This is a genomic window from Arthrobacter sp. K4-10C (genome assembly GCF_059090085.1).
This window is the reverse complement of the sequence record NZ_JBNHFI010000007.1, coordinates 125,199-152,038: the sequence shown is the minus strand read 5'-3', so window position 1 is coordinate 152,038 and position 26,840 is coordinate 125,199. Positions and strand designations below refer to the sequence as shown.

Genomic DNA, 26,840 nt, shown 5'->3' with positions numbered 1-26,840 from the left:
GCACACCGGGTTTAGGGGCAGCCGCCGCCGCGTCGCGCCGGCGGCTGCCCGCAGCCCAAATCAGCGTTTCATGCCAATGTACTTCTCCCGGAGAACCGGAGGCCGGGAAAGTATTGCTTCTTCAATTGGCTCTGTGCCCCAACCGGGAACGTCCGGCACGTGGAACATGTCACCCTTCAGGACCGGGACGGAGGTGAAGAGTTCGTCGTCGTAGCTCAGTCTGTCAACGTCGTGCTCCATGATGCGCAAGTTCGGCACAGCCGCGGAGAAGTGGATGTTCATCATGGTCGCGAGATGGCTGTAAAAGTTGTGCGGCGCCACGTTGACGTCGTGAGCCTCGGCGGTGTTGGCAACCTTCATACCCTGCCAGACACCATTCCAAACCACATCGACAATAGCCACATCGACTGCCTGCTTGGCGAAATAAGGTGCGAACTGGCGCACTCCGAACAGCGTCTCACACGACGCAATGCTGGTCCCGGCCTGCTGGCGGATCATGGCCAAGGCGTCCGGGTTATAGAGGTCAAGTTCGAGCCAGAAAAGATCAAAGTCCTGCAGCGCCCGGAGGATTCTGAGCACGCCCTCCGTGCGGGCGTTGAAATTGATGTCCAGCAGAATCTCAACGTCGTCGCCTACACCTTCGCGTAGGGCTTCCAAATGCTTGACCATGCCACGAAGAATGTTGTTATCAATATTAAGGCCCGGGTCATACGGATTTCCGAACCCCGGCGCCCAGGGTTGAGGACCATCCGGCCCGTACTCGAACATGTTCGTCTTAACGGCACGGAAGCCTCGGTTTCGCGCCTCAATGCCAGCGTCGGTAACCCCGGCCAAGTCCGAGATCCTCTTTCCGTAAACATCAGGCTGGTTGATGCGCCAGCTGGCACAGTGCGACCAGTAGATCTGGACTTCGTCGCGGTGCTTACCGCCCAACAGCTGGTGAACCGGTATTCCCAGAGTCTTCGCCTTCGCATCCAACATTGCGTTTTCAATCGCGCCCAAGGCTTGAGCGGACATGCCATACGGTGCAGGCCTGATAGTGGCTGCAACTTTCATATACGTGCGCTCATGATTGAAGACATCGCCGCCCACGAACATGGGCGCGTAACGTTCAATGACTCCGGTCAAGCCCCGGGGACCAAAGTCCTCGTCATACTCAGACCAGCCAACGACGCCGTCCTCCGTGGTCAATTTCAAGAAATGATAGTTCCGCCAGCCTGCATCGCAAGACAGCGTTTCAATACTCTTGATGCCCGCCAAGGGCTTTGGGTCAATCAATTGTTCTCTCCTTAGAAGAGATAGAAATGGGTAAGCGCCCACGAGGCAGGAAGATCAGGCGAGTGGTTGAGAACTCCTTGCGGCGGCCCGAAGTGTTCGTGTTGGCAGATTCCGATGAACAGTTTCAACAGGACGTCAGTCCCTGCCGCAGTCATCCCTCCGCCTCCGAATCAACGATGACCTGGAGGCGCCGCGGGTATTCCTGACATCCTGACGGTTCCTGCAACAGGGGCAAGGTCTGAGTCAGCTTCGACTGCCACACCTGTGCTCCTGAGAGCAGCACCTCGTGCGAACATCATCTTCGGTGTTGAGGTGCAGCTGAGATTGCCATCGGACTCCTCACGCGCCTTTGACTTGTGGAGCGGACCCTCCGAATGAGGGAGGCACCCCAACAGTCAATAACCAACCAAGAACAAAGTCAAGGCATTTTGTCCTGACTGACGGAACAACGTCCCAAGTTTCTTGACTCCACCACCTTCTGTGGCAGCGCAGCAACTTCATTGGTTGGCGGTCGTTCCGTTTGGTGGAGGTATGTTCCGTGGGCGTATCCAAAGCGGGGCAAAACTCGTTTCCCGCAGGGGTATCCGTTCTGGTTTAGTGGTGGATTTGGAACAATGTTCCGCTTAGCGGGCCGTCGCTCTTGATTTTGGTCTTGTGGTCGTGCTTTGATGGTTTTGCTCTTCTGTGAGCCATGGCACAATTCGCCCCGCTGTTGGCATATGGTCAGCGCCGCAACCCGCTGCCCCAGCCGCTGAGATACTTCAACTACCCCCCTAGGTGGAACAATGCAGGCTTTAAGCAAGGACAAGGATGTCCTGAGGACAGTCGCACTGCGGCTACTCCCGATGTTGATGATCATGTATTTCATGAGCTACGTGGACAGGGTCAACGTTGGCTTCGCGGCCTTGGAAATGAACGCTGACCTGGGACTGAGCTCCGCCGCTTATGGACTTGGTGCTGGGTTGTTTTTCATCGGCTACTTCATCTTCGAAGTCCCTAGCAACCTCTTGCTGACGAAGTTCGGAGCCCGTATCTGGATCACCCGCATAGTGGTGACCTGGGGTGCCATCGCTGGCGCCATGAGCCTGGTCAACGGAGAGATGGCCTTCTACATTCTTCGCTTCCTCCTTGGCGTTGCCGAGGCCGGATTCTTCCCCGGCATTGTCTACTTCCTGGGAATCTGGTTTCCCCGTGCACAACGGGCGCGGATTCTGTCATACGTCTACGTGGCCGCCCCGGTCTCGTTCTTCCTCGGCTCACCCCTTTCCGCGTTCCTCATGAATCAAGGCGAGGCTTTGGTGGGCTGGCCGGGATGGCGCTTCATGTTCGCCGCCGAAGGTATCCTCACTATTCTCGTTGGCATCATCGGTTACACGGTCCTCGTCGACAGGCCGACGAAGGCAAAGTGGCTCACGCCTGAAGAGGGCAAGGCACTCGAGGCCAGGATTGCTGCTGAGGACGCCGATGTCGCTGCAGCCCACGGCGCTGGATCCCTCCGTCGCGCCTTCACCCCCCGCGTATTCCTCCTGAGCGCCGTATACTTCGGGATCGGCTACGGCATTTATGCGGTTGGCTTCTTCCTCCCCTTGGCAGTGTCCGGCTTCCAAAAGCAGTACGGTCTCACACTCGATGTCGTCCAGATCGGGCTGATCACCGCAATCCCTTACCTCTTCGCCACCATTGCGATGCTCCTCTGGAGCCGACGGTCCGACGCCAAGCGTGAGCGCTTCCTGCACGTAGTCGCACCCGCCACAATCGGTGGCCTTGCACTGGCCATTACCTTCAGCTTCAACTCGCCCATTGCCACCATGGCAGGCGTGACGGTTGCAGCCATCGGAATGTTCTGCTGCATCCCCGTGTTCTGGCAGATTCCCTCATCCTTCCTCACAGGCACTGCGGCGGCGGCCGGCATCGGAGTTATCAACTCGGTCGGAAACCTGTCAGGCTTCTTCGCCCCCTACCTCGCAGGCATCCTCAAGGACACCACCGGAAGCTACCAGCCCGGCATGCTTCTAGCAGGCTCCTTCATGGTCGCCGCCGCCTGCCTTGTGCTCGTGATCCGCAAGCAAACCCACCGCAGGGAACGGGTAGCAGCCGAAGCCGACGAAGCCTCAAAGCCCCTTACCTTCAGCTGAAGAAATACCTTACAATGGAACAGGGTTCCGTTAGGCGGACCTCGCTTAATGGACCTCCCACGCACCCGGGTCGTTATCCAGTACTTTCCTCGCCCCGCGCGCCCAGCTCGCCCCAGACCACCTGGAACACCGGGCGGGACTGCCGTTACCTCAATGCCCAAGAATCAACCAAAGGAACAATATGAGCACCGCAACCACACAGCCCAGCGTCGACCAGACCGCCCTTGAAGCCACCGTCGCAGCCGTGACCGCTCAGCGTGAACTGGGCCAGGTCACCTTCACTATGCGCAGCCAGTCCACCGGCGGCTTGACGGCGAAGACCCAGACCGGCCCGATCGTCCAAGCCGGCGTTCCCGACGAATCCCGGCTCGGGAAGTTCACCCTGCACAGCGATGAACCTCTGGGCCTGCTGGGGACCGACACCGCGGTCAGCCCCGCGGAATACCTCCTCAAGAGCCTGGCCGGCTGCTACACGGCCACCCTTGCGTTCCTCGCTGCAGCACGCGACATAACCTTGGACGAGGTCCGCCTCACGTTGGGCTTTGAGACAGATCTCAGCGGCTTCCTTGGTATCGACAAGTCCGTCCGCAAGGGCGCCATGCAGGTCACTGTGGATGTCGAGATCGACAGCGCCAGCACGCCACGGGAGCAGATTGAGGAACTCGTGAAGGCACTCGAGGAATCCTCACCCATCCGGGATACCATCGCGAACCCGGTAACCGTGACCACCCGCCTCGTCTAGGCAAGCTCCACCACCCCGGTCCCGGCCCACAACGTGGGCCGGGACCGGAACCCTTCCTCACCTACGGTTTAGCCACTCCAACCGCAGGCCCAAGGGGCCGAGCGCGGCGCCGTACCGCGGTGGCGAGATAGGCGCTCGTCCAATGCAGAAGGACAACCAATGACACTCGCGAACTACAGCCTCTGGAGCGCCCTTATTGGCGCACACGTGGAAATCCGACACAGCGGCAGCGTCATCAGGACCGGCATTGTGGAGGACGCAGCAGCTGACTCATCCGTTCTGTGGATAGCGGCCGAGGGTATCGAACCGCGGACCATGTACGAGGCCGCCCTCGGCTACCAAGCCTGGGTCAAACCCCAGAAACTCAGCGCCACGACCTGCTTCCAGTATCGAATGACGACAAAAAACCTCTACCCGCACGCCCCGCAGCCGGCCCATGGCCGAAGCTGAGGGGATCAGGTCATTAAGGCACCAAGCACCTACCCGCCACACAACGGGTTGAGGTTGGCCTCCTACTACGAAGAGTGCACCGACTACAGGTGGGGGAAGTTCCGGACCTTGCCACTGCAATTTGTTCCTATACAGAGGCAAAGCCCTGCTCCTCAGCGGCCACGTGAGTAAGCCTGATCCTGGGCGACGCTCGCGAGAAAAAGCCCCTGAAACATAGCAGTCTGATTCCAACCGTCAGTTCTCGGACTGATGTACGCCTTGTGAATCCCTGCCGGTATGGTCGGTGTCGAGCGGCAGCGCTGGGGAGGACAGAGAGAAGGCAGGAATTCGTGAAAATTCTGATTGCAGGAGCGGGAGCTACAGGCGCGTACTTCGGTGCCCGCCTCAGTCAGGCCGGCCGGGACGTAACGTTCCTGGTAAGGCCTCAACGGGCACAACAACTGCTCAACGGATTGAGGCTGATCGACCCAGCAGACAAAGAGGAATCGGTAGCAGTCCGCACCGTGACAGCGGACCAGGTCAAGGACCGCTACGACCTAGTAATCGTCGCCGTGAAAGCCGGTGCCCTCACCGCCGTGCTCGATCAAGTTACCCCGGCGGTCGGACCCGACACCTTCATACTGCCTTTCCTTAACGGCATGGCACACATGCCAGAGCTCAACCTCCGTTTCGGAGCCGAGCGAGTGCTCGGCGGTATCGTCCGCGTAGTAACAACCGTCACCAGCACGGGCGCGGTCCGCCAGATGAAGCCGATCGCAACGATGGACTTTGGTCCGCAGGATGGTCTGGTCACCAGAGAGTTGGAAGCCGTCCGGGACCAGCTCGACGTTCCCGGCTACGAGTTGACCTTCACGGCAGACATCGTAGATGCAATGTGGAAAAAGTGGGTGTTCATCACTGCTGCAGGCGTTGTCACCTGCCTGATGCGTGGTTCCGTAGGCGACATCATCGATGCCGGCGGCGAAGCCTTTATCAAGCAGGTCATAGCAGAAACCGAGCATGTGGCCGCTGCGGCGGGACATCCGGTCACAGCACGGGAACACACCGCCACCATGCACATGCTCGCCGAGCCAGGCTCGCTTTTCACCTCGTCACTTTACAGGGACGTTGCCGCCGGGTTACCCCACGAGGGCGAGCACCTGCTCGGGACGTTTGTCGACGCGGCCGATGGACTCGGCCTAGAGGTGCCTTTGACAAACCTGGCATTGCTGCAGCTCCGCACACAGGACCGAAGGACGGCCAGGGAACAGCCGTAGGACTAGCGTGGCAGGTGCAGAGAAACTGCCCGCCGTTAGGTCTGTCGGCGGTGAGTGCAGAAGGGGTGGGCACAGAAGCACTGTGCCGGCGGATAAGATCCCTAGCTATTTAGCCGTACCACTTGTCGCTAGTTGAGGCGCCGAGGACGGGTTCACTTCGACCTTCCGCAGTGCTATCAGTCCAGCTAGCGCCGAGCCATGCCTTCGCGGACGAGAGTGCTGTGGGCAATGTGTCGGCCGTGGGATGCCATTTCTTTTCCCATTCAAGTGTGACGGTTCCGTCGTATTCGTGTTGCTGAAGCAACCTGGCAAATTCAACTGTTGGGAGGGTGCCGTGGCCGAGTGGGAGCGGCGTCATGTTATTGGGGAAGTTGGCATCCTTCACTTGTACGTTTCCGCGGTCCAGCCAGGGCTGGAGTTCCTTGTAGGTTTGGTCGATGTGTTCCCCGACCCGCCAAGGATGCATCAGGTCCCAAATGGCTCCCACTGGGCCTTCGACACGTGTCAGTATTCGTGCGATGTCCCGACCTGTTGGGTGGGAGTCGTGAGTCTCAAGTGCAGGGACCACACCACTTTCGAGGGCGAGCCCTGCTACTGCTGACAGCCTTTGCGCACCGCGTTCATCAACATCGTTGCGGTCTTCTAGGATCCAGGGAATCCGGTCCAGAGGCCCTTGGGCGGTGGGAGCGCCTGGGAAGACCCGGACTAAAGGTGCGCCAACGTCGGCAGCGAAGTCCATGGCCGCTACGAGGGCACCCACGACGATGTCGTCATCGGCAGGGCTGCACACGGAGACATAGCTTGCGATCCCCGTTACCTGGATTCCGGTGTCTTCGATGCGGTGCCGTAATGCCAGCCGGTCGGCACGGGTCATGGCCGGATGCGCTATTTCACCTGCGCTGAAACGCAGTTCGATGCCGTCAAAGGAAGCGGCTTGCAACCACAGCAGCACCTGGTCCAGAGAAATTCCGGGTGCACCGAGAGTCGATGCCGAGAGTAGCACCATACTTACCAGGCCTGCTTTTCGCGGGTTGTACCGAACGGCACGTCGGGGTGGATCTCCAAGGTGAAGTCCGTTGGCGAGGTTCTGGTTATCAGTATGCCGTTCACCATGTTCCGGAGAGCGCCCAGTTCCTGCAGGTAGGCGACGCCCCTTTCCAGTGTTGTCTCCAGCTCTGAACGGTGTTCAATCTTTACCTGAAGGGATGTTTCCATTTCCCGGCTGGCGCCGCTGAGAGTTTGCATGCAAAGTCCTAGTTCTCGTGGTGATAGATTACGGCGTCGAAGGACGCGGTCCAGGTGTGCTCAGCCAGATCTGTAGCCGCGATCCCCAGAAAGGCGCCGGTGAACCGCAGGAGCCCGTTGTGGTCATCGCTGATGAATCGCGCGTCCAGGGCCTCGCCCAATTGGAACCAAGACAGCCCATCGAGGGATACCAAGCAGCCCAAGGCGGCGCCGTTCACAGAAATTTTGAAATGGACGGGACCAGAGGCGCCCGGGTCGAAGGGTAAAGCCACGTCAGTTTCGCCGGTGGCGTCCCTTCGCTCAACTCCTAAAATGCGTTTACCGTTGTCGTCGGTGCTGACGTACCAGAAGATGTGGCTTAGGGTGTCGTAGTAGGCGCATACGCCGGCCCGGTGAAAGGGTTCCAACGGTGCGGCGTGAACTGTTGCGGTGAGCGTGGGGGAAGGACCAGAGACACGGTGCGCCACCAGGGATTGACTGAAAGTGGAGCGCAAGGACTCCTGCCCCGTCAGATTGAGTGTTCGTTTTCCTGCTGCAGATGGAACCCAGCGTGCCCAGCTGTCCCTGATGGGGGCGCGCAGACTCATCCAGTCATCCCCGATAGTTCCTTCCGTGAGCACAGATTCCATTTGATCGGCCGGTTCGGATTCCCTCCGCAGTCCAGCGAGGGGCGCAGGGACGGTACGTGAAGGAAAGTGTCCGCCACTGGAGAGTCTGAGCCACCCGTCCGCCGTCCATTGCACCTGCTGGAGGCAAGTTTCCCTCCCGGTGAGGCAGACTGCCCCATGCGTGGACGATTCGACGGGGCGGGAGGCGAGGTGTGCCAGGTACCACTGGCCGTCCGGTGTTTGCACCAGTTCTCCGTGGCCTGCCTTGTGCAGCCCGCCGGATGGCCCTTCGGTTCCTTTTCGTGCCACGTCCAGGGGTGCAAGGTCGCGGGTGGTAAGTACCGGGTGGGGGTCTTCCTCGTAAGGTCCCCAGATGTTCCTGGATCTTGCCATCCGGATCCCATGGTTCCAGCCTGTTCCACCTTCGGCGAGCATCAGGTAGTACCAGCCGTCCCGGTGGTACATGTTGGGTCCTTCAATGAGCCCGTTGCTGACCTCAGGATGCTGCGAGGTGTGGATAACTGTCGCCGGGCCGATCCGGTCGAAGGTTTCGGCGTCGAGCTCCTGGAGTTGAATGCCTCCAAAGCTTGGCTGGTCTGTCCGGTGATCCCAGCGGAGTCCGACCAAGTAGAGTCGGCCGTCGGGGGCATGGAACAAGGAAGCGTCAAAGCCGCGGGATCCAATGTAGACAGGGGTGGACCACGGCCCTGTGAGTTCAGTGGAGGTGGTGATGTAGTTGTCCAGGTCCTTCGCGTCGCCGGACATGGTGCGGACGATAGTGAAAACGAGCGTGTACTTGCCTTCGGACCAATACAGGGAGGGCGCCCAGATGCCGCCGGAGTCTGGGATGCCTTTGAGGTCCAGGTGGCGGTCATCCGTGAGGGCGTAGCCTGCGGGTTTCCACGTTATCAGGTCAGGGGACGTATGGAATCGGACTCCCGGGAACCATTCGAAGGTGCTGGTGGCAATGACGTACTGCCCGTTCGCCCGGACGATGGACGGATCGGGGTGGAAGCCTGGGAGGACGGGGTTGAGGATCACGAGGCGGCTCGGGGGGAATTGGTGATGCGGTAGACACGGGCACCCGGGGCGTCCGGGACGGTGACGTCCAGCTGGGCCTTGCCTTGGTGCCAGGTCAGGCGTGCATCGCCGGTCCGGTCTTCGGGGAAAATTGTTTGGAGTGTTGCCCCTTGCCGGCAGCCGGGAAGCGGTATCGCGAGCGTTGGTTCGCCGCCACGGCGGTGAACGACCAGGAGCGTTTCATGAGCCAGCACGCTCCCCTGGACGATCCAGTCGTCGCGCCAGCCGGGCAGGCCCAGTGGCCACAGCGGGAGCCCTGCGGCGATTGCCGGGCGCAGCTGTGAATACGCGGTGAGTGATTTGCGGACCACGTCCCGTTGGGAGCTGCTGAGCGTGTCGATGCGCCCGGCGAGGTGAAATCTCGCGGCCATCGGCGCTGCCAGGGTGAACTCGATCATGTCGTTGCTCATGGTCCCGTCGAGGCTGGCCCACACTCCCGACTGTTCGGGGGTGATGGCCATAGGGGCGGCGGCGCTGATGGGGGGAAGCAACAGCATGTCCTGCTGATCGGTCAGGGACTGGATAGGGAATACTGCTCCACTGGCAGCATCAGTGCGGGACCCGCCTGCCGCGCACCCTTCGATGACCAGGCCCGGGTGGCGGTCCATGACCGCGCCGGCCCACTCCAGCATGGCCCGGCCGTGGCCCAACAGCCCGTGACCGGCAGGCTCCATACCGCTGGGACCGCTGGTGCCGGCGCCGGAGTCGATGTTGTAGTCGAACTTGATGTAGCCGAGGTTGTAATCGCCGACTAACCTGTCGATGACTGTATCCACATGGGCCCGCGCGGCAGGGTGGCGGAAGTCGAGTTGGTAGCGGCCCCACTCGGACACCCGGTGGCCGTTGCGCCGGAAGAACGCCTCTGCTGGAAGTGTGGCCGCAAAGGGGCTGCGGCGGCCCACCACTTCGGGTTCGATCCACAGGCCCGGGCGCATGCCTTTGGCGATGATTGCCTGCATGACAGCATCAAGCCCGCCCGGAAAGCGGCTGGTGGACGCTTTCCATTCCCCGACGGAGTCCCACCATCCATCTTGTTCCTCGTCATACCAGCCGGCGTCCATGCAGTAAATATCGGCACCCAGCTCCGCCGCTGCCTCCACCAGGGGCATGACCCTGGCTGTAGTGGGATCCGACATTAACCCGTTGAGGAAGTCGTTGTAGATCACGGGCAGTTCGCTGTTGTCAGGATGAGGCCTGCGAGTGGAGCGGCGGTAGGTAGTGAGCGCGGCCCCGAGGGCTGTTGCGCCACCGTCGCTGCCTACGCGGGGGCTGGTTTCCTTGCTGACCGGGTATTTAGGCGACTGGAGGAGTGTGAGTGAGGCCGGGACGGTCAGGAATGCTTCGCCTGGTTGCAGTGTCGTGGCCCAGCCGTGCTCCAGGGCCGTCGGCCCACTTGCCGTGATGTAGAGGTCGTTGTACCGGTCGGCAATTTCCCAGTGCCAGGCTGCATTTGTCTCGATCTGCCAGGCCAACAGCCGACCGGTTTGCAGGTCCTCGAGGACACCCATGGGCAGGTGTTCAGAGGTTGACCATGCACCAGTGCTGGTCAGCGATACGCGGTTCTTGGAACCAAGCTGGTTGAACCGGGTCATGCCGACGTCGAACAAGCCTCTTTGTGCCAGCGACGACCTGTGCCAGCGGAACTCTCCGCACCAAGGGTTGGCCGCGGACCACAGGGCGGTGTCGTTCTCCCACTCCGTGTTCGCGCCAAGCCCGCCGAGAACGAGGGAGCTGATGTGTTCGATTGTGAGCGGTACCCTGCGCGCGTTGACTGTTGAGCGGATGCGCAAGACCGGCCCATCGCCTGGCAGGGATAGCGTGGTGACGACGAAAAGGCCAGTGGTTTCATCGTCCATGGCAATCTGCCACCATGGTCCCGAAAGCTCGGCTGAGTTCTCAGGTTCCCCGGGGATGACACCTGTCCCCTGCTTGTCCCAGACCAGGCGCAGCCTTTGGGATGCTGCGCCGTCGATGTGCCTCTTCCCCGCTGTTCCCATGCGCCCTTCGCCGGCAAGGGCGACGTCTACGAGCGGCAGTGCTGAGGGCCGGACGAAGGGAGCGGGGTCGCCGGGAAGGGTAAGGCCTACCAGCCGGGGCACGTCGTCCGGACCGGTGGAGACGTAGACGGTGAGGTGGGTGTTACCCCACGTCAAGGTGGTGAGGCCTGATCCGACCTCGGGAGTCATGACCGTCAAGGCGGTCCTTCCTAAATCGTTGTGCTGTGTGGCTGAAGGGGCCGGCACCCGCAAGGGATGCCGGCCATTTGATGGGGCTGGCTGCTAGGCCTTCTGCTTCTTGAGGTACTCGTTGGCCTGCTTTTCCATCTCTGCCTGCAGGACGCTGAGGCCGGCTCCGTCGGCTGCCTTCTTGAGTTTGTCGAGCTGGGAGTCAACGTCCACAAGGCCGTAGTAAAGCGGGTTCGCGTACTCTGTGATGACGTTGCTGAGGGCAGCCACCTGCTGCTTGACCGGGTCCGCGTTCGGAATGAAGGACGCGAACGGGTCGGTAGTGAAGTTGTCGTAATCCTGGGCCCACTCGAAGATTTTCTCCTCGGAGGCTGACATGAGTTCGGGCTTGCGTTCCAGGTTGGAACGCCAGGACAGGGCATAGCCCGGGAAGCTGTAGTCCGAGAGTTGCTTGAACCGGTCATCGCCCACCGCGGACCAGTCTTTGCCCTCGATGCCGTAGGTTAGCAGGTCGTGGTTTTCCCGGATTGAGAGCCAGTCCTGAAGCTGCAGGGCCCGCTCCAGGTTGGCTGACTTGGAACTGACCACAACCAGGTTGTCGGCCTGGAAGGTCTGGTTGGGTTTGGCTGAGAGACCGCCGGTTAGCGGCATCGCGTTGGACAACGTGGCTCCGGGGACGGCCTTTTGCAGTGCCGGCAGCGCCGCGCTTCCGGTTCCGTCGGTGATGGCCCAAGTGGACGCATACCGGCCGGCCGTCCACTGGCTCTTGACGGTGGCATTATCGGCGTTGAGGGCGTCTGCATTGATGATGCCGTCCTGCTGGTATTTCCTGATCCTTCGCAGGGCATCGAGCGTTCCCTCGTTTTCCCAGAAAGGAACCGGAGACGAGGAGCCGGACTGGCTGGCGTTTTTGTCGAAGACGAAAAACACACCCTTGCCGCTGAAGCTCATTGCGATGGTGTTCGGGTTGTCCCAGGATGCGGCATTGAAAATTGCCGTAGGTGTGGGTACGGCCAGGAGATTGGTGTTACTGGAGCTTGCGCCAAACGGGATGACTCCGGCCTTTTCCTTGGCAGCGTAGAAGAACCGTTCCATCTCGTCGTAGTTCTTGATTTCGGCGAAACCGAGTTTCTCGGCGATATCCTGGCGGACGCTGAAGTGTTGGACCCGGGCTGCGCTGTTGACCTGCGGGATGCCCCACAGCTTTCCATCCCAAGTGTTGGATTTCAGCAGTTTCTCCGGCATAGAGGCGCTCAGGTTCTTGTACTTGGAGATTTCGTTTGTCAACTCTGCCAGTGACCCGCTTTGCTGGAGCTGGGCCATGTTGAGCCACAGCGCCTGCAGGGCCGTGTCGAACTTTTCGCCCGCGGTGAATTTCAGCAGGGCCTGCTGCTGGTAGTTGGACCAGTTGATGAACTGGGCGTCAAGTTTGAAGCCAAGGTCGGCTTCGAGCTTGCTGTTGACCTTGCCGAGGACTTCGTTCCAGTTACCGGGGGCGGTGGAAGGAAGGATGGCCAGGGACGTGGAGCCCTTGATAATTCCGGTGCCACCGGACCCGGTGCCGCAGCCGGCAAGAGCCATGGCGGCTCCGACACCGCCGGCGAGGCCGAGGAATCCGCGGCGGGAGAAACGGTGGTCAGTAATCATGAGTGCACTCCTTTGTACTGTCCCGTGGATCGGGATGGTCAGTAAGAACGGATGAAAGGTTGTTTTGGCTTGTTAGCCCTTGGTAGCGCCAAGGGTGAGTCCCTTAACGAAGTACCGCTGGGCGAAGGGGTAAGCGGCCAGGATCGGACCGATGGTGACAACGGTCAGGGCAAGGCGCAACTGGTAGATCGGTGCTGTGGCGGCCGAGGCGCTGGGAAGTTGGGCGGCATTGGTCACGTTGGCAATGAGGTTCTGCAGCATCAGCTGCAGGGGGTACTTATCTGGTTCGGTGATGAAGAGCAGAGCGGTGAACCATTCGTTCCAGTAAGCCACCGCGTAAAACAGGGCGATGACGGCGAGGATTGGTTTGGAGAGGGGTAAAACAAGCTGGAAGAAGATCCGAAGTTCCCCGGCGCCGTCGATACGGGCAGAGTCGAGGATTTCCTCGGGCAGCTGCTGGAAGAAGCTGACGGCCACGAATACAAGGAACGGGGCCATCATGTGCGGAAGGATGACGGAAAACCAGCTGTTCTGAAGGTTCAGGACCTGGGTGACCAAGAGGTAAAGGGGTACCAGGCCGCCGCTGAAAAGCATGGGCAGATAGGCGAAGATCGTCAGTGGCCGGCTGATGCGTGGCATGCGCCGGGCGATTACCCACGAGAGCGCAGCTGTGGCACACAGGGACAGCGCTGTTCCCACCCCGGTAATGAACAAAGTGGCGGTGTAGCCCTTAATCAGGGCGGTGCCGCTGAAAATCTGCTGGTACGCGTCCAGAGAGAACGGGGAGGGGAAGAAGCTGTATCCGGTCCTGGCGAGCGTAGATTCCTCAGTAAGGGAGCCGGCCACGATCATCCACAGCGGGATGATTGCCATGAGCCCGAACGCGGTGACACCGATGTAGCTGGCCACGGTGAAAGCTTCGGGGCGTTCTTTGGCAGATCCTTTGCGCTGGCTGCGCTTCCTGTCCGACGGCAACGATGCGTCAGGAGGAAGCACCGATCCCGGGACCGCGGGAGTTTCTGGGCCTGCTGGGACGCCACCGGGCATGGCCGTTACGTTTGCTTGCGAGCTCATAGGATCGATGACTCCTTGGAGTAGCGCCGCTGAACGAGGACGGCGGCAGTGATCAGGATGAAACCGACCACGGACTGGAAGAGGCCGATCGCAGCGGTGGTACCAAAGTCACCGATGGTGCGCAGCGACCGGAAGACATAGGTGTCGATGACGTCGGTGCTTGAGAACAGGGTTCCGTTATCGCCGATGATGGCGTAGATGGTGCCGAAGTCGCCGTAGAAGATGCGGCCGACGCCGAGGACCAACAGGATCGCCGCGGTGGGACGGAGCAGGGGCAGAGTGATTAGCCACGCCATTTTCGTCCGGCTGGCGCCGTCCAGCATCCCTGCTTCGTAGACTTCCTCAGGGATGGAGGTGATAGCGGCCAGGAAGATAACTGACATGTACCCACCCATCTGCCAGACCTTAACAATTGTCAGAATCCAGGGCCACGGGCCGGGCTCGGTGTACCAGGACACCTGGGGAAGGCTGAAAATACCGAGGAAGTCATTGACAGCGCCCCCCTCGCCCTGCGCTCCCGCAAGCAGCACCTGCAGAATGATGCTGATGACGATGGGCGAAACAAAATATGGGAAGAAGACCGCCGACTGCATGAACTTCTTGAAGTAGCGGCCACGGATCTCGTTCAGCATGATGGCCAGGACCACACCGGCGCCAAGGGATGCGCCCAGAAACAATACGTTCAGCACCAGGGTGTTGATGATGATCCGCGGGGCATCCCCGGTAGCGAAGAAGTACTTGAAGTTATCCACGCCGTTCCACGGACTGCCGAAGATGCCGTCACTGATGCTGAAGTCCTTGAAGGCAACAACCAGGCCTGCCATTGGCGCATACGAGAAAACCAGAAACCAGATTATGCCGGGCGCGGCAAGCAACAGCAGCGGCCACATGTCCTTCCAGCTTCCGCCGCCCTTGCCCTTTCGACGCTTGGTCGGGGCCAGCGGCCTGGGCGATTCAGAAGACCGGCTTCGCAGGTCTTCTTTTTGGGTAGTCACGCTTCTATGCATGATCTACTCCCTCCGATTGGTGTTGCATATGTAGCCGGTCCGTGCTCAACGGTAGAAGCGACAGTCCGATGATGATATCGATATCAGGATAGAGGCCTCGGAGCCGGTTAGAAACACCTGCCCGGGGCCGGTTTCGTGCTGTAGCCTGACGAAGTGATGATATCGATATCAGAGGGTGTTGTCCATCACAACGAAACTTGAAAGGCTTTGGCGCATGTACTACTGGGAAATGGGGCACGGGCGTCCAGTGATGCTCGTCCACGGCTGGGGTTCGTCCGGCAAGACGTTCAGCGGGCTGCAGGCGGCATTGTCTCAGGAATGCCGGGTGATAGCTGTGGATCTTCGGGGATTTGGCAGGACCGGACCGGTGCGCGGTCGTCATGGCGTAATGGAGATGGCAGCCGATGTTGCAGAACTGACAGAACGCGTTGGCCCCTTGGTCGCAATCGGGCATTCCATGGGTGGCAGCGTGGTGTCTCAGCTGGCGATCGACCGGCCTGATCTGGTCGACGGGTTGGTAGTCATCGATCCCGCCTACGGTGCCGATGAAGCCGAGTGTGCCGGTCTTGAGGATCGGCGGGCTGCCCTTATCGCCCTCGGTTCCGCAGCAGCGGCCCAGGACCTCTCCCAAGCTTTCTCTTCTGACGCGCCGTCCTCCTGGCGGAACGAGGTAATGCGTGAGCTCCGCTCCAGTGACGCACGCGCACTTCTGGAATCCTTTGAAGGCATGTACATGGGCCCCTTTGCGCTGGGTCCAAAGCCGCAGGCGCGGCGGCTCCTGCCTTTGCGACGCTGCCCTGTTCTTGCCATCTACTCGAACAGGCCGGCGGCCAGGACCGAAAAGGAACTCTCTCCTTGCTCCACGGTCGCCCTTTCCCCGGGCCCTGGGCACTACGTCCACCTCGAGCACCCTGCCTGGACAGAGAACACCATCAGGAAGTGGCTCCGCCAGCAACACCTGCTTTAGCGGGCTGCATCAGGGAACGCTCTGGACGGACTTGGACACCGCGCCCCTCACATCAAGATGCGGATTCCGCCTTTCTATGCCATGGAAGCCAGGTCCGCAGCGCGCACCGGGTACAGGGGTGGAATGCCCGCGGCGAACTGCTCGACTTCCCTGATGGCAAAATCTGCCAGCCGGAAGAGTTCGGTGCCGGCTGAACCTGCCAGATGCGGGGTTAGGAGCACATTCGGCAACGTATAGAGCGGGTCTCCTGGAGGCAGTGGCTCCGGTTCGGTGACATCGAGCAGGGCACTGATCCGGCCCGAGATAAGCTCGTCGCGCAAGGCATCGTGGTCGATGAGCTCTCCCCTCGCCGTGTTAATCAGCGTTGCTCCCGTACGCATCGCAGCGAGCTGGAGCCGCCCAATCATGCCTCGGGTCGTGGGAAGAACAGGGGCATGGAGGGACACAATTTCACTCTCACGAAGCAATTCATGGAGTGAGACCTTGCGGGCGCCCAGCGCGTCAATCGCTGCAGCATTCAGGGTGGGGTCGTAGACGAGCACATCCAGGTCAAACATCCTGAGGCGCTCTATCACGAGCCTGCCGATGGTTGAAGCACCTACTATGCCCACGGTTTTCTCATAATTTCCGGTACGGGGAAACTCCAGTTCGCGGTCGATTCTGGCTTGGCGCACTTGGTACAGCCGCGCTCCCGCGAGCACCGACTTGCCGGCGAAGAGAATCTGCGCCAAGGCGAGTTCCGCGACAGGGATAGCATTAGCCATGGCAGCTGTTGTGACCAGGATGTTCCTTTCCCAGCAAGCGGAACTGACGTGTTCCTTGACGCTGCCGCCAGCATGGGCAATCAGCCGAAGGTGGGGCATGCGAAGAAGCGCAGCTTCGTTTACTTCGGGGGCGTGCCATCCCGTCAGCAGCACGTCCAGCCCGCTGAGGACAGCGTCAGGAACGGATTGGAAATCGCGTATTAGCAGGTTGAAGTCGCAGTCGGCGACAGCTTTGAGGCGGCGGCGCAACCGTGCCGAGAAAAGCGCGTCGCGCAAATGCTCATCCTTCATCGCCAACGCGACCTTGGGCCGTAGGTTTTGGGCAAGGGACTGAGTGGCCGTCAGTGGCAGCGTCATTGTGGCGCCGCCTTTCCAGTTCTTTCCGACCGCACCCCTAAACGGATGGGCAGCGTTATCATTTTTCGTCCTTGTGGTCGTTAGAAACCTTCCAACAGAGTATGATATCGATATCAGCAATACAAGTCGCTGCCGTCCTGGAACAGCCTGGTCAGGAAGGCCGGGGGCGGCTGCCAATGTACGAGGACAACCATGACGAATAGCACCCGGTCGGCCCGCGGCTCCCGTGAAAACGGCGGCTCTTCAGAAAAGACGCGAAAGCCGGTCATTGCTGATGTGGCGCGTCTGGCCGGGGTGTCCGTGCCGACAGTGTCGCGGGTGCTGACAGGCAACATTCCCGTCAGTGAACAGCTTCGGGAACGGGTAAGAGCCGCCATTGAGGAGTTGCAATACCATCCGAGTTCGGTTGCGAGGGCCTTGAAATCGGGTGAAGGGCGTATGGTTGCCATCCTTACTTCCAGCACAGAGAGGCATGGCTACAGCCTTACGATCGGTGGGATTGAGCGCGCGGCCCAGGAGGCAGGTTATTCCGTTGTCATATCGACAGTGAAGTCGGCGGGAGTTGAGGATGTGAGAGCCGCTATCGCGCCGGTGTTGGAACAACAAGTGGCTGGTGTGGTGGTTATCGACTTCGATCCAGCCGGCGCGCAGCTGCTCAGGAACATTCCTCCCCACGTGCCGGTGGTGGCTGCTTCAGGGTTTTCCCAAGGGCAAAAAGGCTTTCCCTACGCTCTAGTCGATGAGTACACCGCCGGGCTGGAGGTGACCCGGCATCTGCTCAGACTTGGGCATCGGACGGTCCATCACTTGGGATTGTTTCCCCTGACGCAGTTTTCCGGGCGTTATCAGGGCTGGTTGGATGCACTCAGCGAGGCTGGCATCGAAGCGCCGCCGGTGTTACCGGCAACTCAGTTGGCGAGGTCCGGCTACGAACAGGGGCTTCGGATAGCGGACGATCCTTCGATTACAGCAGTGTTCTGTTCCAATGACCGCCTGGCGTTGGCGTCACTTCGCGCTTTGCAGGACCGTGGAGTCAGGGTTCCGGACGAAGTTTCTCTTATCGGCTGGGACAACCAGCCGTTTACCGAATTCACCCTTCCTGCCTTGACAACGGTCGAACCAGGGTTCGGAAACTTGGGACGCCGTGCGCTCCTGATGCTCCTCAAGCGTGCCGAGAAAAACCAGGAAGTTGCGGACACATCGGCTGCTCCAGAACTCGTGCTGCGGGAATCCGTCGCTCCCCCACCTAAAGGTGGCAGGAACACATGAACAGTTCTGACCTGCTGATTGGGCTAGATATCGGGGGTAGTAAAACCCATGGCGTTCTTTTCGACCACGGCCAACCAGTAAGGGAGGCCGTGGCGGGCAGCGCCAACCTTCAAAACGTCACCTCCCAGGAAGCGTCCCGGGCACTCGCGGATCTATTTGAGTACCTTCGTCCGCCGGAAGCCACCCCTGTCGTGGTCGGAGCCGGCGGCATAGACACCGCCACCGACGCGAGCACTCTGGAGGACCTGGTGCTGATGCAGCTCCCGGCCGCGGAAGTCCGGGTTGTTCATGATTCCCGTCTTATTCTGGCAGCGGCCGGTTTCCTGACCGGCATCGCCGTCATTGCAGGAACAGGTTCAGCCGCGTGGGGACGCAACAAAGAGGGGCACGAAGCGAGGTTTGGCGGCTGGGGGTACCTGCTCGGTGATGAAGGAAGCGGATATTGGTTGGGCCGCGAGGCGGTCCGGCATGTCTGCAGCTAATGAACCAAGCTAGAGAGCCTGACCTGCTCACGACATCAATGCTCAAAATGACCGGATTAGGTTCTCCAGTGGAACTGATCGCGCTGTTCCACTCCCCCAAGCACGGACGCAGCTTCTGGGCACGACAGGCGCAATGCGTCATCGATTGTGCTGCAGCGGGAGACCAGGTCAGTGCGGCGCTGCTGGCCCTGGCCGGAGAGGATCTTGCCCGCATGGCACGGGAAAGTGCGGGGCAGCTGGAGATTAGCGGTCCCGTTGTTCTGGGCGGTGGGCTGGGAATGAATGTGCCTGCTGTGCAGGAGTCTTTCCGTACTGCCCTCGCCGCTGGCGGCGTTGGGCCGGTGAGGATCCTTGACTGCCCGCCGGTACACGGGGCTCCGGTCTGGCAACAGGCTGGCGGCTTACCGGGGTACAGGCCCCGTAGAGGCGCGGACGACGAGCTCAACAGGGAGCGATATCCGCTGGTTCAGGTCGTGCTGCCCCCCTGTGATCAGCTCACCGGTGCGTCGGCCCAGCTCCCGGTAAGGGACCCGGACGGTGGTCAGCGCCGGGGTCAGATCGGCCATGAACGGCATGTCATCAAAGCCGACGAGCGACACGTCCCGAGGCACAGACAGGCCCCGTTCTTTGAAGGACCGCAGAGCATGGACTGCTATGTCATCGCGGGCTGCCACCACAGCGGTGAACGCTGCTCCGGATTTCGTCACCGCCTCCATCGCGGCCCGGCAGGATTCCGGGTCAAACAGGGTTTCCGGGTAGAGCTCGGGAATCGTGGGGACGCCGGCTCCTTCATGGGCTTGGAGGTAGCCACTGAACCGTTCCTCTGCGGTGGAATGATTTGACGAGGCACCCAGGTATAGGATGCGCCGGTGTCCCAGCCCGAACAGGTGCTCGGTCGCGGCGCGGGTGCCGGCCGCGTTGTCGTAGGACACGCTGGGTACATTGGGTACACCTACGACAGGTCCTCGTCCACACAAAACAAGGCGCGTGCCGGCTGGAGCCAGATACTCTGCGTACCGTTTAAGTCGTTCCCGGTAGGCCCCGTCGGTTTGGCCTGCACCCACCAGCAGCACTGCCCGTGCACGCTGTTCCCGCAGCTGGCGCACAGCGGTCATTTCGTCGTCAGGATTGCCGTGGGTGGTGACGATCGCCAGGAGGTCACCGGCCTTTGACGCTTCTTCTTCCACTCCACTGGCCAGCTCGGCAAATGTTGGACCGACCATGTGGCTGACCAAAAACCCGACGGTGCGGCTTCCTTTGCCGAGCATGGACTGGGCCAGGCCGTTGACCACATAGTCCAGTTCATGCATCGCTGCCAGGACCTGGTCGCGGGTCTTTTCCTGCACTGCCGGGTTTCCGGCCAACACGCGGGAGACGGTTGAGACTGATACGCCCGCTTTGCGGGCTACGTCTTTCATGTTCACGGGGCTGACGCGTTCAGGCCCGCGCTTGCGGGCGCCCCCGGAGCCCGGTTGCTGCTCGGCGGGCACTGCGGACGCGAGGGTCGGTGTCACCGTTTGATCCTAGCAACCGGGCTGGGAGTCCCGTCAGAGCGGGACTCCCAGCAGCCTAGTTCTGGCGCAGGACGACCGTGGTCCCAGGGCCAACCTGTACGTCGGTTTGCGCCGGGACGCTGTTTCCGCTCATCACGTCACGGGACTCGCCGAAGTCATCCCCGGGCTTGAAGGAATATGTCCGGTTTGAGGAGGTGTTCATGGCGATGATGAACGGACCGTACCGGCATTCGTAGAAGGACGCACGCCCGGCAAACGGAGTTTCCTTGCCCACCGGTTGGGTTGGAACATCCGAGGGTGCGGCCGCCAGTGGCAGCGGCTCGCCGGCGAACGCCTGGTGCAATTTTGGGCCGGGAGGTGGGAACCCGCCGCCGGCGATGCCCAGGTCGCTGGCACCGAACTCCCAGTTGACCCAGTCTGGCTCGCTGTGGCTGCGGCCGTCCGGTTCGTATTCTGCCCGTTCCCACACGGTGCCTGAACGTTCGATGCCCTCCGCGCTGATGTGGTGGACGCGGGCCAGCCTGTTGATGCCCCACCGTGCCCGCCAGTAAAGGGAAGCAAAGAGAACTTCTCCTGCGTGTTTGATGGCGACAACACCGTTTTCTTCGTCGCTGAATACGAAGTCGGGTTGCCCGACGTTCATTGGCATGCGGGCTCCGGTATCGCGTGCGGAGCTGACGTACGCATAATCGGCGGCGGCGGTGGAGAGATGCAGATAGGTCCGGGCCTGCAGCCCCATTTTGTAGGCCTCGTCGAGGACGGTAAAGAACTGGTTGTCGTCCAGGGACTGGCGCGCGTACGCGGTCAGCTCCGGATCCTTAAGCAGTGCGACGAGTTTGAGGGCGTGTCCGTCCCATTTGCTGCCCTCATCGTAGGTGACCTTGCCTGGGTACTCGGCATCACGCCAGCCGATGAGTGCCTCGTACCGCATCGCTTTGTTGCCGTCGTTATCAGCGGCGGGGTAACGGAAGACCATGCGGGCCTTGGCCATCGTGATGATGTGTTTCCTGAGGACCTCATCCTCCATGCCGCCAAAACCGATGACGGCGTCATACATCAGGGCCAGCCAGTCCTGCAGTTCGCCATAGTTGCCGGCGTAACCCAGTTCTTTGGAGATGCCTTTCGCGGAAACCTGCCGGTAATTGCTGCCCAGCGGCTTGGTGGGCGTACCGTCGGCTGCCTCCGGGCCCAGCCAGGGGGTGATGCCGACGGACTCGTAAATGTACTCCCGCGCTTTGGCTTCGGTCCATGCCTCGTTTGATTTCAACAGACCAAGACCGCGGTTGGCCAGGTAGAGGCCGATGGCGCAGATCATCGCCTGGTTGGTGTACTGCGGGAAGTGTTGCCGCCAGTATTCGCGGCTGTCGAGCAGCATTTTGGTCCATGCATCGCGCCGCATCACGGGACGTACTGTGGAGTCCGTGGGCACCGTCAGGGCAAGGTCGTCGAACCATGCGGTCCCGGCGCCGGCCAGCCGCACCTGAATTTCCGCCTTCGTGGCACCGGCCGGTGTCGCCAGTGATGCTGTCACCTGATGCCAGTCATTGGTGCCTGCGGTGGCGTAGAACTTATTGTCGCCACCAATAAGCTTTCCATCGGCGCCAAAGAAGAGGACATCCAGGTAGGCTCCCTGCGGGCCCACTCCTTCTGTCTTGACCCACGCCGCGTAGGTATACGTTCCGGTACCGATGGGGGTCCGATCTGTGGGCGCCAGCGCTATGGTTCCCGAGGCGGGAACGGTCAGTTTGGCGGAGGCCGCCCCTGACCTCTTGACGGTGGTGTCCCGCGTCGAGGTACCGGCGCCGGCGTAGGTGATGTGACGCCAACCGGTGGGCAGCGTACCGCCACCCTCAAAGCCGGCATTGTTGATCACTCCCGGGGATCCTGCCACAGGCTGGTCATACAGCGGGGCAAGCTGGTCCTTGAGCATCAACATAACCAGGCCTGCCCGCCCGAGGCCCATCCACTGCTGATTGGAATCCTTCATCTCCTTCGCGTTCTGGAGGTAACGCCAGTAGATGCCATCCAGGCTGTTAGCGATCTGGCCAGGAACAGCCGGATTGTTAAAGGCCTGGGTGGCATCCATGCCGTACGCGCGGGCAAGGAACTCCAAGTACCACAGGTCGAGCTGAGGTGCTGTGCGGCTGGCTTCGGAGTTCGCCTGCTTGATCACTGCTGCATTGACCTTCTCAAGGACCTCGATCCCAGGCGTTGTCCGTATCTTCGTTGCAGGCAAAGCACCCGCAACATCGTCGCCCCCAAGGGCGAAAAACGGTTCCGAGTGCGTATACAGCCGGTAGATCCCTCGGCTCGGCCGCGTCATCGGCTTGAAATAGTCGGCGGCACTCTGCCCGTAGGCGGCGATCCAGCCGGAAGACCGGATTTCGAGGTTCACGCTCTTTTTCCCTGCCGTGAGGTTCAGCGGCAAAGGCAGAGTGTGAAGGTAAAAGCGCCCCGGACTCCTGGGATCATGCCCCGCAATATCCAGGGGATCAACAGCACCCAGATGCATGTGCCCGACCTGCTTGCCGTCTATGAACAGTTGAAGACGGCCAAGGTCCTCTCCAACGTCCGAACCCCACAGCTTGATGGTCACGTAGGTTTCGCCTTCGGGCCGGCAGGCCAAAGCGGCAGACACTGTTCCCCCCCAGAACCCTCCCGAGTCCGTGGGCTTCAAAACGCGTGCTGGCTGGCTGAGACCGCCACTGACAACGTCGGAGAACGTGGCTTTCAGCCCGTGCGCGGTCTCAGAATTGGTGTCACCGAAGACGAGAACGTCGACGACGCCGCCGCTGCGACTGAAGGTGGGCTTCCATCCCTTCGGCGTCTCTGCCGCCTGGGCCGCCGGGGTATTCCACAACCAACCAGCCGCGGCAGCTCCGGCACTGCCGCCGGCCAGCTTTAGAACGGATCTTCTGGACACATCAGGGAACATCAGCGTTCTCACTTTCAAGAGAGCATCGGACCGGACAGGGTTCCTGCCCAAGTATGTGACGACCAACACAGAACGGTACCGGGGCACGAGCCACCTTTGCAACTAGTTGCAAAGATTTCGCATTTCCCTCGACACCCCATCCCCACCGTTGTAGCGTTGGCCTGCAGCAGACCGACCCCGCCCAATGCAGGGCTATCGAAGGAGATCTTTGTGGGAAGAATGCTTACCGAGCCCTGGGTGCTTGGCATGATCGTCGTCGTCGCCATTTTGCTGTTCTCGGCACCCCGGCTGCCTGCTATGGCCAGAAGTCTGGGCCAGTCAATGAGGATCTTCAAATCTGAAGTCCGTCAAATGAAGGACGATGTTCCCATCCCGCTCACAACCCCAGGCTTTGATCGGGAAGCCCGAGCTGCGGGTGAACGAAGCGGTCAGGACAGCCAACCACTGCAAAACCCTAAGGCCAGCTAGTGCGAACTGGCAGCTCCGGCTTCTATGCGGCCAACAAGCCCTGATCCCTGGGGCCGGTGACTAAACTTCAGTCCTGTTGAAGGTCTTGAATACGCTGTGGCGCACGTTCCTCAACGGATGACACGCGCGGTTGCAGTCCGGACGAAGACCTCCATCCACGCACTACATCACTCACTGGACGACGCCCAGCGCGGGTTACCCCCGCTCCAAAAAGATTCAGGTCCAGAGTTTGTTTCGTCAGTCTGATATCGATATCACTCTCCCGAGTCTTGCCCATGTTCCGGCTAAATGTGGCCGGATATAAAAATTTCTAACGAAGGGTTCACGCTTGAAGAATTTTAATGCCCCACGCTCTACGATCCGGTGGCCACGACGGCTGGCAGCCACCGTGGCACTGGCATTTCTCGCCCCTGCCGCGGGCACCGGATTGCCCGCTACCATCGATGCTGCGTCAGCGGATTCCGGCCACGAGGTCAGCATCACCGAGACCGTCAGTAAAAACGGCTTTGTCCACCCGGGCATCGGCGTAAGCACGGAAAGCCTGCGCAACGCCCGGGAGATGGTCCGGACCGGGGTTGAGCCGTGGAAGAGCCACTACCAAGCCATGGCAGAGACGCCGTTCGCCGCCCGTGACCTGCGCACCGCTAACGGCGGTACCGCGCCCGATCAGCCAGGAAACCCGGCATTCAACTCCCAGGCCGTCCAAAGCAAGCTCATCAAGGACGCATTCGGTGCCTACACACAGGCAACTCTTTACTTCATCACCGGGGACCCTGTCTACCGGGAAAACGGGATGCGGCTGATCCGGACCTGGAGCAACATGGATCCGTCGAAGTATGCCTACTACCCGGACGCGCACATCCATTCTGGTGTTCCGCTCTACCGCCTTGTGGCGGCCGCGGAGCTTTTCCGCTCCACGAGTGCCCCAGCCGGCTACCAGGGGTATGACCTCGCCTGGAGCGACCAGGACACAGCCAAGCTCAGCTCAAACCTCATCGTTCCCATGACCGAGACCTTCCTCCACACGAACTGGCGGTACCTTAACCAACACCAGTTCCCACTGATGGGAGCAATAGCAGGTTACATCTTCACCGAAAACCGCGAGCGATACAACGAAGCAGTCGAGTGGTACACAGTCAACGCCACGACGTCACGCCCCGAGCAAAACGGCTCCATCGCAGCCATGTTCCCCTTGATCTCCGCCGAAAACCCCCTTAATCCTTTCGGGTATTCCTTCGTGCAGCACCAGGAAATGGGCCGGGACCAGGCACACGCGTGGGACGGGATCAACAGCACAGGAGCCCTGGGCAGGTTTCTCACGGTTCAAGGCACCCGGGTTGACTCTGTCACCGGAACCGTGTCCACAGCTGCGAACGCCGTCTCACCCTATGACTTCCTGGATCAGCGGCTCCTCAAGGCTGCCGACTCCTTTGCCCGCTACATGCTCGGCTACGACACACCGTGGATTGACACCACGGGTGGACCCGGGGCGCTTTCAACGGCCTACCGCGGACGAACCTTCTACAAGATGGACGAGCTCTACTACGTCTACCGCTACCGCCTCGGAGTGAACGTCGAAGAAAAAGCTCCCTACCTGGCGGAACTACATGCGGAATCAGATGGCCCCAAGTTCTACTGGGGAACTGGCTTGCGCAATTTCTGGGACAGCAACCCTGACTACAGCCCGGAATCATGGCTCTCCCTTCCCGCGCAGGTGGCAGGCGAAACCCCCCGGGTTGCAACAGATGCGAAAATTCAAGTCGAAACGCGCAGTTCATTCATGGATGCTCGCTCCACGACCATGACCCAAGACGGCCGGACGTTCGTGCGCGTCGACGGGTCCGAAACCGGCAGCACCATAGCCGTCCGAACCCTGATGTATCTGAGCCGCGCCGGCTACAGTCCTGTAGGTCTGTTCCTGCGTACCAACGGCGAAGCACGCCTCGCCATCGGTAAGAACCCGGATGCCCGGATCGACATTCCGCTGCCCAACACCCATAACCAATGGCGGTACGTCACCTTTGACATGGATGCAGAAAAGTTGACCGGAGTTGACCTCGGCGGTGAGAACCTGGCCTACCTGACCGTCACCGGAACCGGCGTCAGCGTCGACTTCGACCACGTCAATCTTGAAGCGAAAACCCAACTCACAATTCCTCAATTTCCATCTGATGCCGCCACGCCGATTATCGGCCTGGCCGGAGTGGAATTGAGCCGATCGCTGTCCGCCACTGACGCGGCAGGCGAAGTTCTCCGCTACACGGCAACCGGTCTGCCTGCCGGAGCACGACTTCACCCTGAGACCGGCAATCTGACCTGGAAGCCAAAAACCTCCAGTGTCGGAAGCCAAACCATCCGAGTCACGGCCGACGACGGGACCACCTTGGCAACACGCCCCGCCAACGTCGTTATCGCGGCCGACCGCCAATCAGCATTCGACGAGGCACTGGCAGGCTACAATCCCGAGTCCACCTACGTGAGCACCTCCTTGTCAGCCTTCAACGCTGTACGCGACGAGGCACGTGCCTCAATGACCACAGGCGGAGATGCTCAGTACTTGGAGCAGCTCGTCAAGCTTCAGCAGGCAGTCAAAGCCCTTCAAATGCTTACCCCCCGACTGCCCGACGGATCCATCGATTACAGGGGAATGGTCACCACGAACCCCACGTCCGTGCAGCCGCGCAACCTAGTCGACGGGGACTTCAATACAACGACCGGTGACCTCCGAGCGCCATTCACGATTGACTTCGGGGTCGGCTTCCGGATATCAGCACACGCCATCGGTTTACAGGCGCGGTATAACTTCGCCAACCGTTCAGAAGGGGCAAACGTGTATGGCTCCCAGGACGGCACCACGTGGACACTCCTCACTGAACGGCCAACTGCTAACACAACTGCGGCGAACTTTGCGATGGAAACCATTCCCATACGTCAAGAAGTACGCGCCCAACTGTTCCGCTACCTTAGGGTGCAGGTGGACAACCCTGGAGTGCCGACGGACCCCGTTTACCCAGGAATCTCATCATTCAGTGAATTCCGTATTCACGGTGAGCGCCATGAGTAACAGGACAACCCAGTAAAAACCGTTGTCTTGGATAGAAGTCATCGCGGAGCAGAGGGTGTCTCCCACTATGAGCTGCTCCCCGCAAGCCAGACTGAATTCTCAGTCCAACTTCCGGGCACCAGTTCACTACGGGAGACCCCTGCTCTTTCATCTGGGTGCGGTCATGGGCTCTGGTGCCTATGGCAAGACAAACTCGTATACGCACTTGGTGACGGTCAATCTCACCGCCGCTCACGCGGCCTCTGAGCCCTCAACCGGATTGCACGATCTCAAGCCATGGTTTTTGGTCTGAAATCGATCAGGAACCGCCAT

Annotated in this window: 20 protein-coding genes; 9 read left to right on the top strand and 11 right to left on the bottom strand. The window is 60.6% G+C overall.

Features of this window, described 5'->3' with window-relative positions:
- Nucleotides 1-60: 60 nt before the first annotated feature.
- On the bottom strand, nt 61-1,278 hold the full coding sequence (locus tag AC5RUU_RS11540; RefSeq protein WP_493975340.1) for a mandelate racemase/muconate lactonizing enzyme family protein: 1,218 nt from the start codon (nt 1,276-1,278) through the stop codon (nt 61-63).
- Between the two features lie 785 nt (nt 1,279-2,063).
- Here AC5RUU_RS11540 and AC5RUU_RS11535 point away from each other — a divergent pair.
- The 4 genes from AC5RUU_RS11535 (at nt 2,064) to AC5RUU_RS11520 (ending at nt 5,861) form a co-directional block, all read left to right on the top strand.
- Complete coding sequence (locus AC5RUU_RS11535) at nt 2,064-3,413, top strand: MFS transporter (protein WP_493975339.1); 1,350 nt, start codon at nt 2,064-2,066, stop codon at nt 3,411-3,413.
- A gap of 181 nt (nt 3,414-3,594) precedes the next feature.
- Nucleotides 3,595-4,155 carry an OsmC family protein gene (locus AC5RUU_RS11530; protein WP_493975338.1) on the top strand — a complete coding sequence of 187 codons (561 nt, stop codon included), beginning with the start codon at nt 3,595-3,597 and terminating at the stop codon, nt 4,153-4,155.
- Nucleotides 4,156-4,314: 159 nt separating this feature from the next.
- Nucleotides 4,315-4,605, top strand: a complete 291-nt coding sequence (locus AC5RUU_RS11525; RefSeq protein ID WP_493975337.1) for a hypothetical protein — start codon at nt 4,315-4,317, stop codon at nt 4,603-4,605.
- Between the two features lie 329 nt (nt 4,606-4,934).
- Complete coding sequence (locus tag AC5RUU_RS11520; protein WP_493975336.1) at nt 4,935-5,861, top strand: ketopantoate reductase family protein; 927 nt, start codon at nt 4,935-4,937, stop codon at nt 5,859-5,861.
- 109 nt (nt 5,862-5,970) lie between these two features.
- Here AC5RUU_RS11520 and AC5RUU_RS11515 read toward each other — a convergent pair whose 3' ends face one another.
- The 7 genes from AC5RUU_RS11515 to AC5RUU_RS11485 all read right to left on the bottom strand — a co-directional run bounded on the left by AC5RUU_RS11515 (nt 5,971) and on the right by AC5RUU_RS11485 (nt 14,696).
- Nucleotides 5,971-6,867 (bottom strand): sugar phosphate isomerase/epimerase family protein, encoded by an 897-nt coding sequence (locus tag AC5RUU_RS11515; RefSeq protein ID WP_493975335.1) that lies wholly within the window; start codon nt 6,865-6,867, stop codon nt 5,971-5,973.
- A gap of 2 nt (nt 6,868-6,869) precedes the next feature.
- The gene (locus AC5RUU_RS11510) at nt 6,870-7,106 is read right to left on the bottom strand and encodes a hypothetical protein (RefSeq protein ID WP_493975334.1); all 237 of its coding nucleotides are present in this window, start codon (nt 7,104-7,106) and stop codon (nt 6,870-6,872) included.
- Nucleotides 7,107-7,114: 8 nt separating this feature from the next.
- Entirely contained in the window at nt 7,115-8,755 is a 1,641-nt protein-coding gene (locus tag AC5RUU_RS11505) for a glycoside hydrolase family 43 protein (RefSeq protein WP_493975333.1), read from the bottom strand.
- Nucleotides 8,752-10,980, bottom strand: a complete 2,229-nt coding sequence (locus tag AC5RUU_RS11500; protein WP_493975469.1) for a glycoside hydrolase family 36 protein — start codon at nt 10,978-10,980, stop codon at nt 8,752-8,754. The genes AC5RUU_RS11505 and AC5RUU_RS11500 overlap by 4 nt, the downstream gene beginning before the upstream one ends.
- A 93-nt stretch (nt 10,981-11,073) precedes the next feature.
- Nucleotides 11,074-12,627, bottom strand: a complete 1,554-nt coding sequence (locus tag AC5RUU_RS11495) for an ABC transporter substrate-binding protein (protein ID WP_493975332.1) — start codon at nt 12,625-12,627, stop codon at nt 11,074-11,076.
- Between the two features lie 72 nt (nt 12,628-12,699).
- The gene (locus AC5RUU_RS11490; RefSeq protein ID WP_493975331.1) at nt 12,700-13,701 is read right to left on the bottom strand and encodes a carbohydrate ABC transporter permease; all 1,002 of its coding nucleotides are present in this window, start codon (nt 13,699-13,701) and stop codon (nt 12,700-12,702) included.
- The gene (locus AC5RUU_RS11485) at nt 13,698-14,696 is read right to left on the bottom strand and encodes an ABC transporter permease (protein WP_493975330.1); all 999 of its coding nucleotides are present in this window, start codon (nt 14,694-14,696) and stop codon (nt 13,698-13,700) included. The genes AC5RUU_RS11490 and AC5RUU_RS11485 overlap by 4 nt, the downstream gene beginning before the upstream one ends.
- A gap of 226 nt (nt 14,697-14,922) precedes the next feature.
- Between AC5RUU_RS11485 and AC5RUU_RS11480 the strand changes: the two genes are divergently transcribed.
- Complete coding sequence (locus tag AC5RUU_RS11480) at nt 14,923-15,675, top strand: alpha/beta fold hydrolase (RefSeq protein WP_493975329.1); 753 nt, start codon at nt 14,923-14,925, stop codon at nt 15,673-15,675.
- 74 nt (nt 15,676-15,749) lie between these two features.
- Here AC5RUU_RS11480 and AC5RUU_RS11475 read toward each other — a convergent pair whose 3' ends face one another.
- Nucleotides 15,750-16,796, bottom strand: coding sequence for a hydroxyacid dehydrogenase (locus tag AC5RUU_RS11475; protein WP_493975328.1), 1,047 nt, complete (start codon nt 16,794-16,796; stop codon nt 15,750-15,752).
- A 192-nt stretch (nt 16,797-16,988) separates the two neighbouring features.
- Here AC5RUU_RS11475 and AC5RUU_RS11470 point away from each other — a divergent pair, with 192 nt between their 5' ends.
- Together AC5RUU_RS11470 and AC5RUU_RS11465 are read left to right on the top strand one after the other, a co-directional pair.
- Nucleotides 16,989-18,065 carry a LacI family DNA-binding transcriptional regulator gene (locus AC5RUU_RS11470; protein WP_493975327.1) on the top strand — a complete coding sequence of 359 codons (1,077 nt, stop codon included), beginning with the start codon at nt 16,989-16,991 and terminating at the stop codon, nt 18,063-18,065.
- The gene (locus AC5RUU_RS11465) at nt 18,062-18,547 is read left to right on the top strand and encodes an N-acetylglucosamine kinase (protein WP_493975326.1); all 486 of its coding nucleotides are present in this window, start codon (nt 18,062-18,064) and stop codon (nt 18,545-18,547) included. Before AC5RUU_RS11470 ends, AC5RUU_RS11465 begins: the two co-directional genes overlap by 4 nt.
- Nucleotides 18,548-18,948: 401 nt before the next feature.
- Here AC5RUU_RS11465 and AC5RUU_RS11460 read toward each other — a convergent pair whose 3' ends face one another.
- Both AC5RUU_RS11460 and AC5RUU_RS11455 read right to left on the bottom strand, forming a co-directional pair.
- Entirely contained in the window at nt 18,949-20,061 is a 1,113-nt protein-coding gene (locus tag AC5RUU_RS11460) for a LacI family DNA-binding transcriptional regulator (RefSeq protein WP_493975325.1), read from the bottom strand.
- Between the two features lie 55 nt (nt 20,062-20,116).
- A complete protein-coding gene (locus tag AC5RUU_RS11455) occupies nt 20,117-22,984 on the bottom strand; it encodes a carbohydrate binding domain-containing protein (protein ID WP_493975324.1) in 2,868 nt (955 codons plus the stop codon).
- 231 nt (nt 22,985-23,215) lie between these two features.
- Between AC5RUU_RS11455 and AC5RUU_RS11450 the strand changes: the two genes are divergently transcribed.
- A complete protein-coding gene (locus AC5RUU_RS11450; protein WP_493975468.1) occupies nt 23,216-23,464 on the top strand; it encodes a twin-arginine translocase TatA/TatE family subunit in 249 nt (82 codons plus the stop codon).
- Between the two features lie 388 nt (nt 23,465-23,852).
- Complete coding sequence (locus tag AC5RUU_RS11445) at nt 23,853-26,528, top strand: putative Ig domain-containing protein (RefSeq protein WP_493975323.1); 2,676 nt, start codon at nt 23,853-23,855, stop codon at nt 26,526-26,528.
- Nucleotides 26,529-26,840: the final 312 nt, after the last annotated feature.

Coding starts and splice junctions, on each gene's coding strand:
- AC5RUU_RS11490 (WP_493975331.1), bottom strand. CDS start 13,701: ATGAGCTCGCAAGCAAACGTAACGGCCATGCCCGGTGGCGTCCCAGCA.
- AC5RUU_RS11470 (WP_493975327.1), top strand. CDS start 16,989: ATGACGAATAGCACCCGGTCGGCCCGCGGCTCCCGTGAAAACGGCGGC.
- AC5RUU_RS11510 (WP_493975334.1), bottom strand. CDS start 7,106: ATGCAAACTCTCAGCGGCGCCAGCCGGGAAATGGAAACATCCCTTCAG.
- AC5RUU_RS11515 (WP_493975335.1), bottom strand. CDS start 6,867: ATGGTGCTACTCTCGGCATCGACTCTCGGTGCACCCGGAATTTCTCTG.
- AC5RUU_RS11525 (WP_493975337.1), top strand. CDS start 4,315: ATGACACTCGCGAACTACAGCCTCTGGAGCGCCCTTATTGGCGCACAC.
- AC5RUU_RS11535 (WP_493975339.1), top strand. CDS start 2,064: ATGCAGGCTTTAAGCAAGGACAAGGATGTCCTGAGGACAGTCGCACTG.
- AC5RUU_RS11465 (WP_493975326.1), top strand. CDS start 18,062: ATGAACAGTTCTGACCTGCTGATTGGGCTAGATATCGGGGGTAGTAAA.
- AC5RUU_RS11475 (WP_493975328.1), bottom strand. CDS start 16,796: ATGACGCTGCCACTGACGGCCACTCAGTCCCTTGCCCAAAACCTACGG.
- AC5RUU_RS11480 (WP_493975329.1), top strand. CDS start 14,923: ATGTACTACTGGGAAATGGGGCACGGGCGTCCAGTGATGCTCGTCCAC.
- AC5RUU_RS11500 (WP_493975469.1), bottom strand. CDS start 10,980: ATGACTCCCGAGGTCGGATCAGGCCTCACCACCTTGACGTGGGGTAAC.
- AC5RUU_RS11495 (WP_493975332.1), bottom strand. CDS start 12,627: ATGATTACTGACCACCGTTTCTCCCGCCGCGGATTCCTCGGCCTCGCC.
- AC5RUU_RS11450 (WP_493975468.1), top strand. CDS start 23,216: ATGCTTACCGAGCCCTGGGTGCTTGGCATGATCGTCGTCGTCGCCATT.
- AC5RUU_RS11530 (WP_493975338.1), top strand. CDS start 3,595: ATGAGCACCGCAACCACACAGCCCAGCGTCGACCAGACCGCCCTTGAA.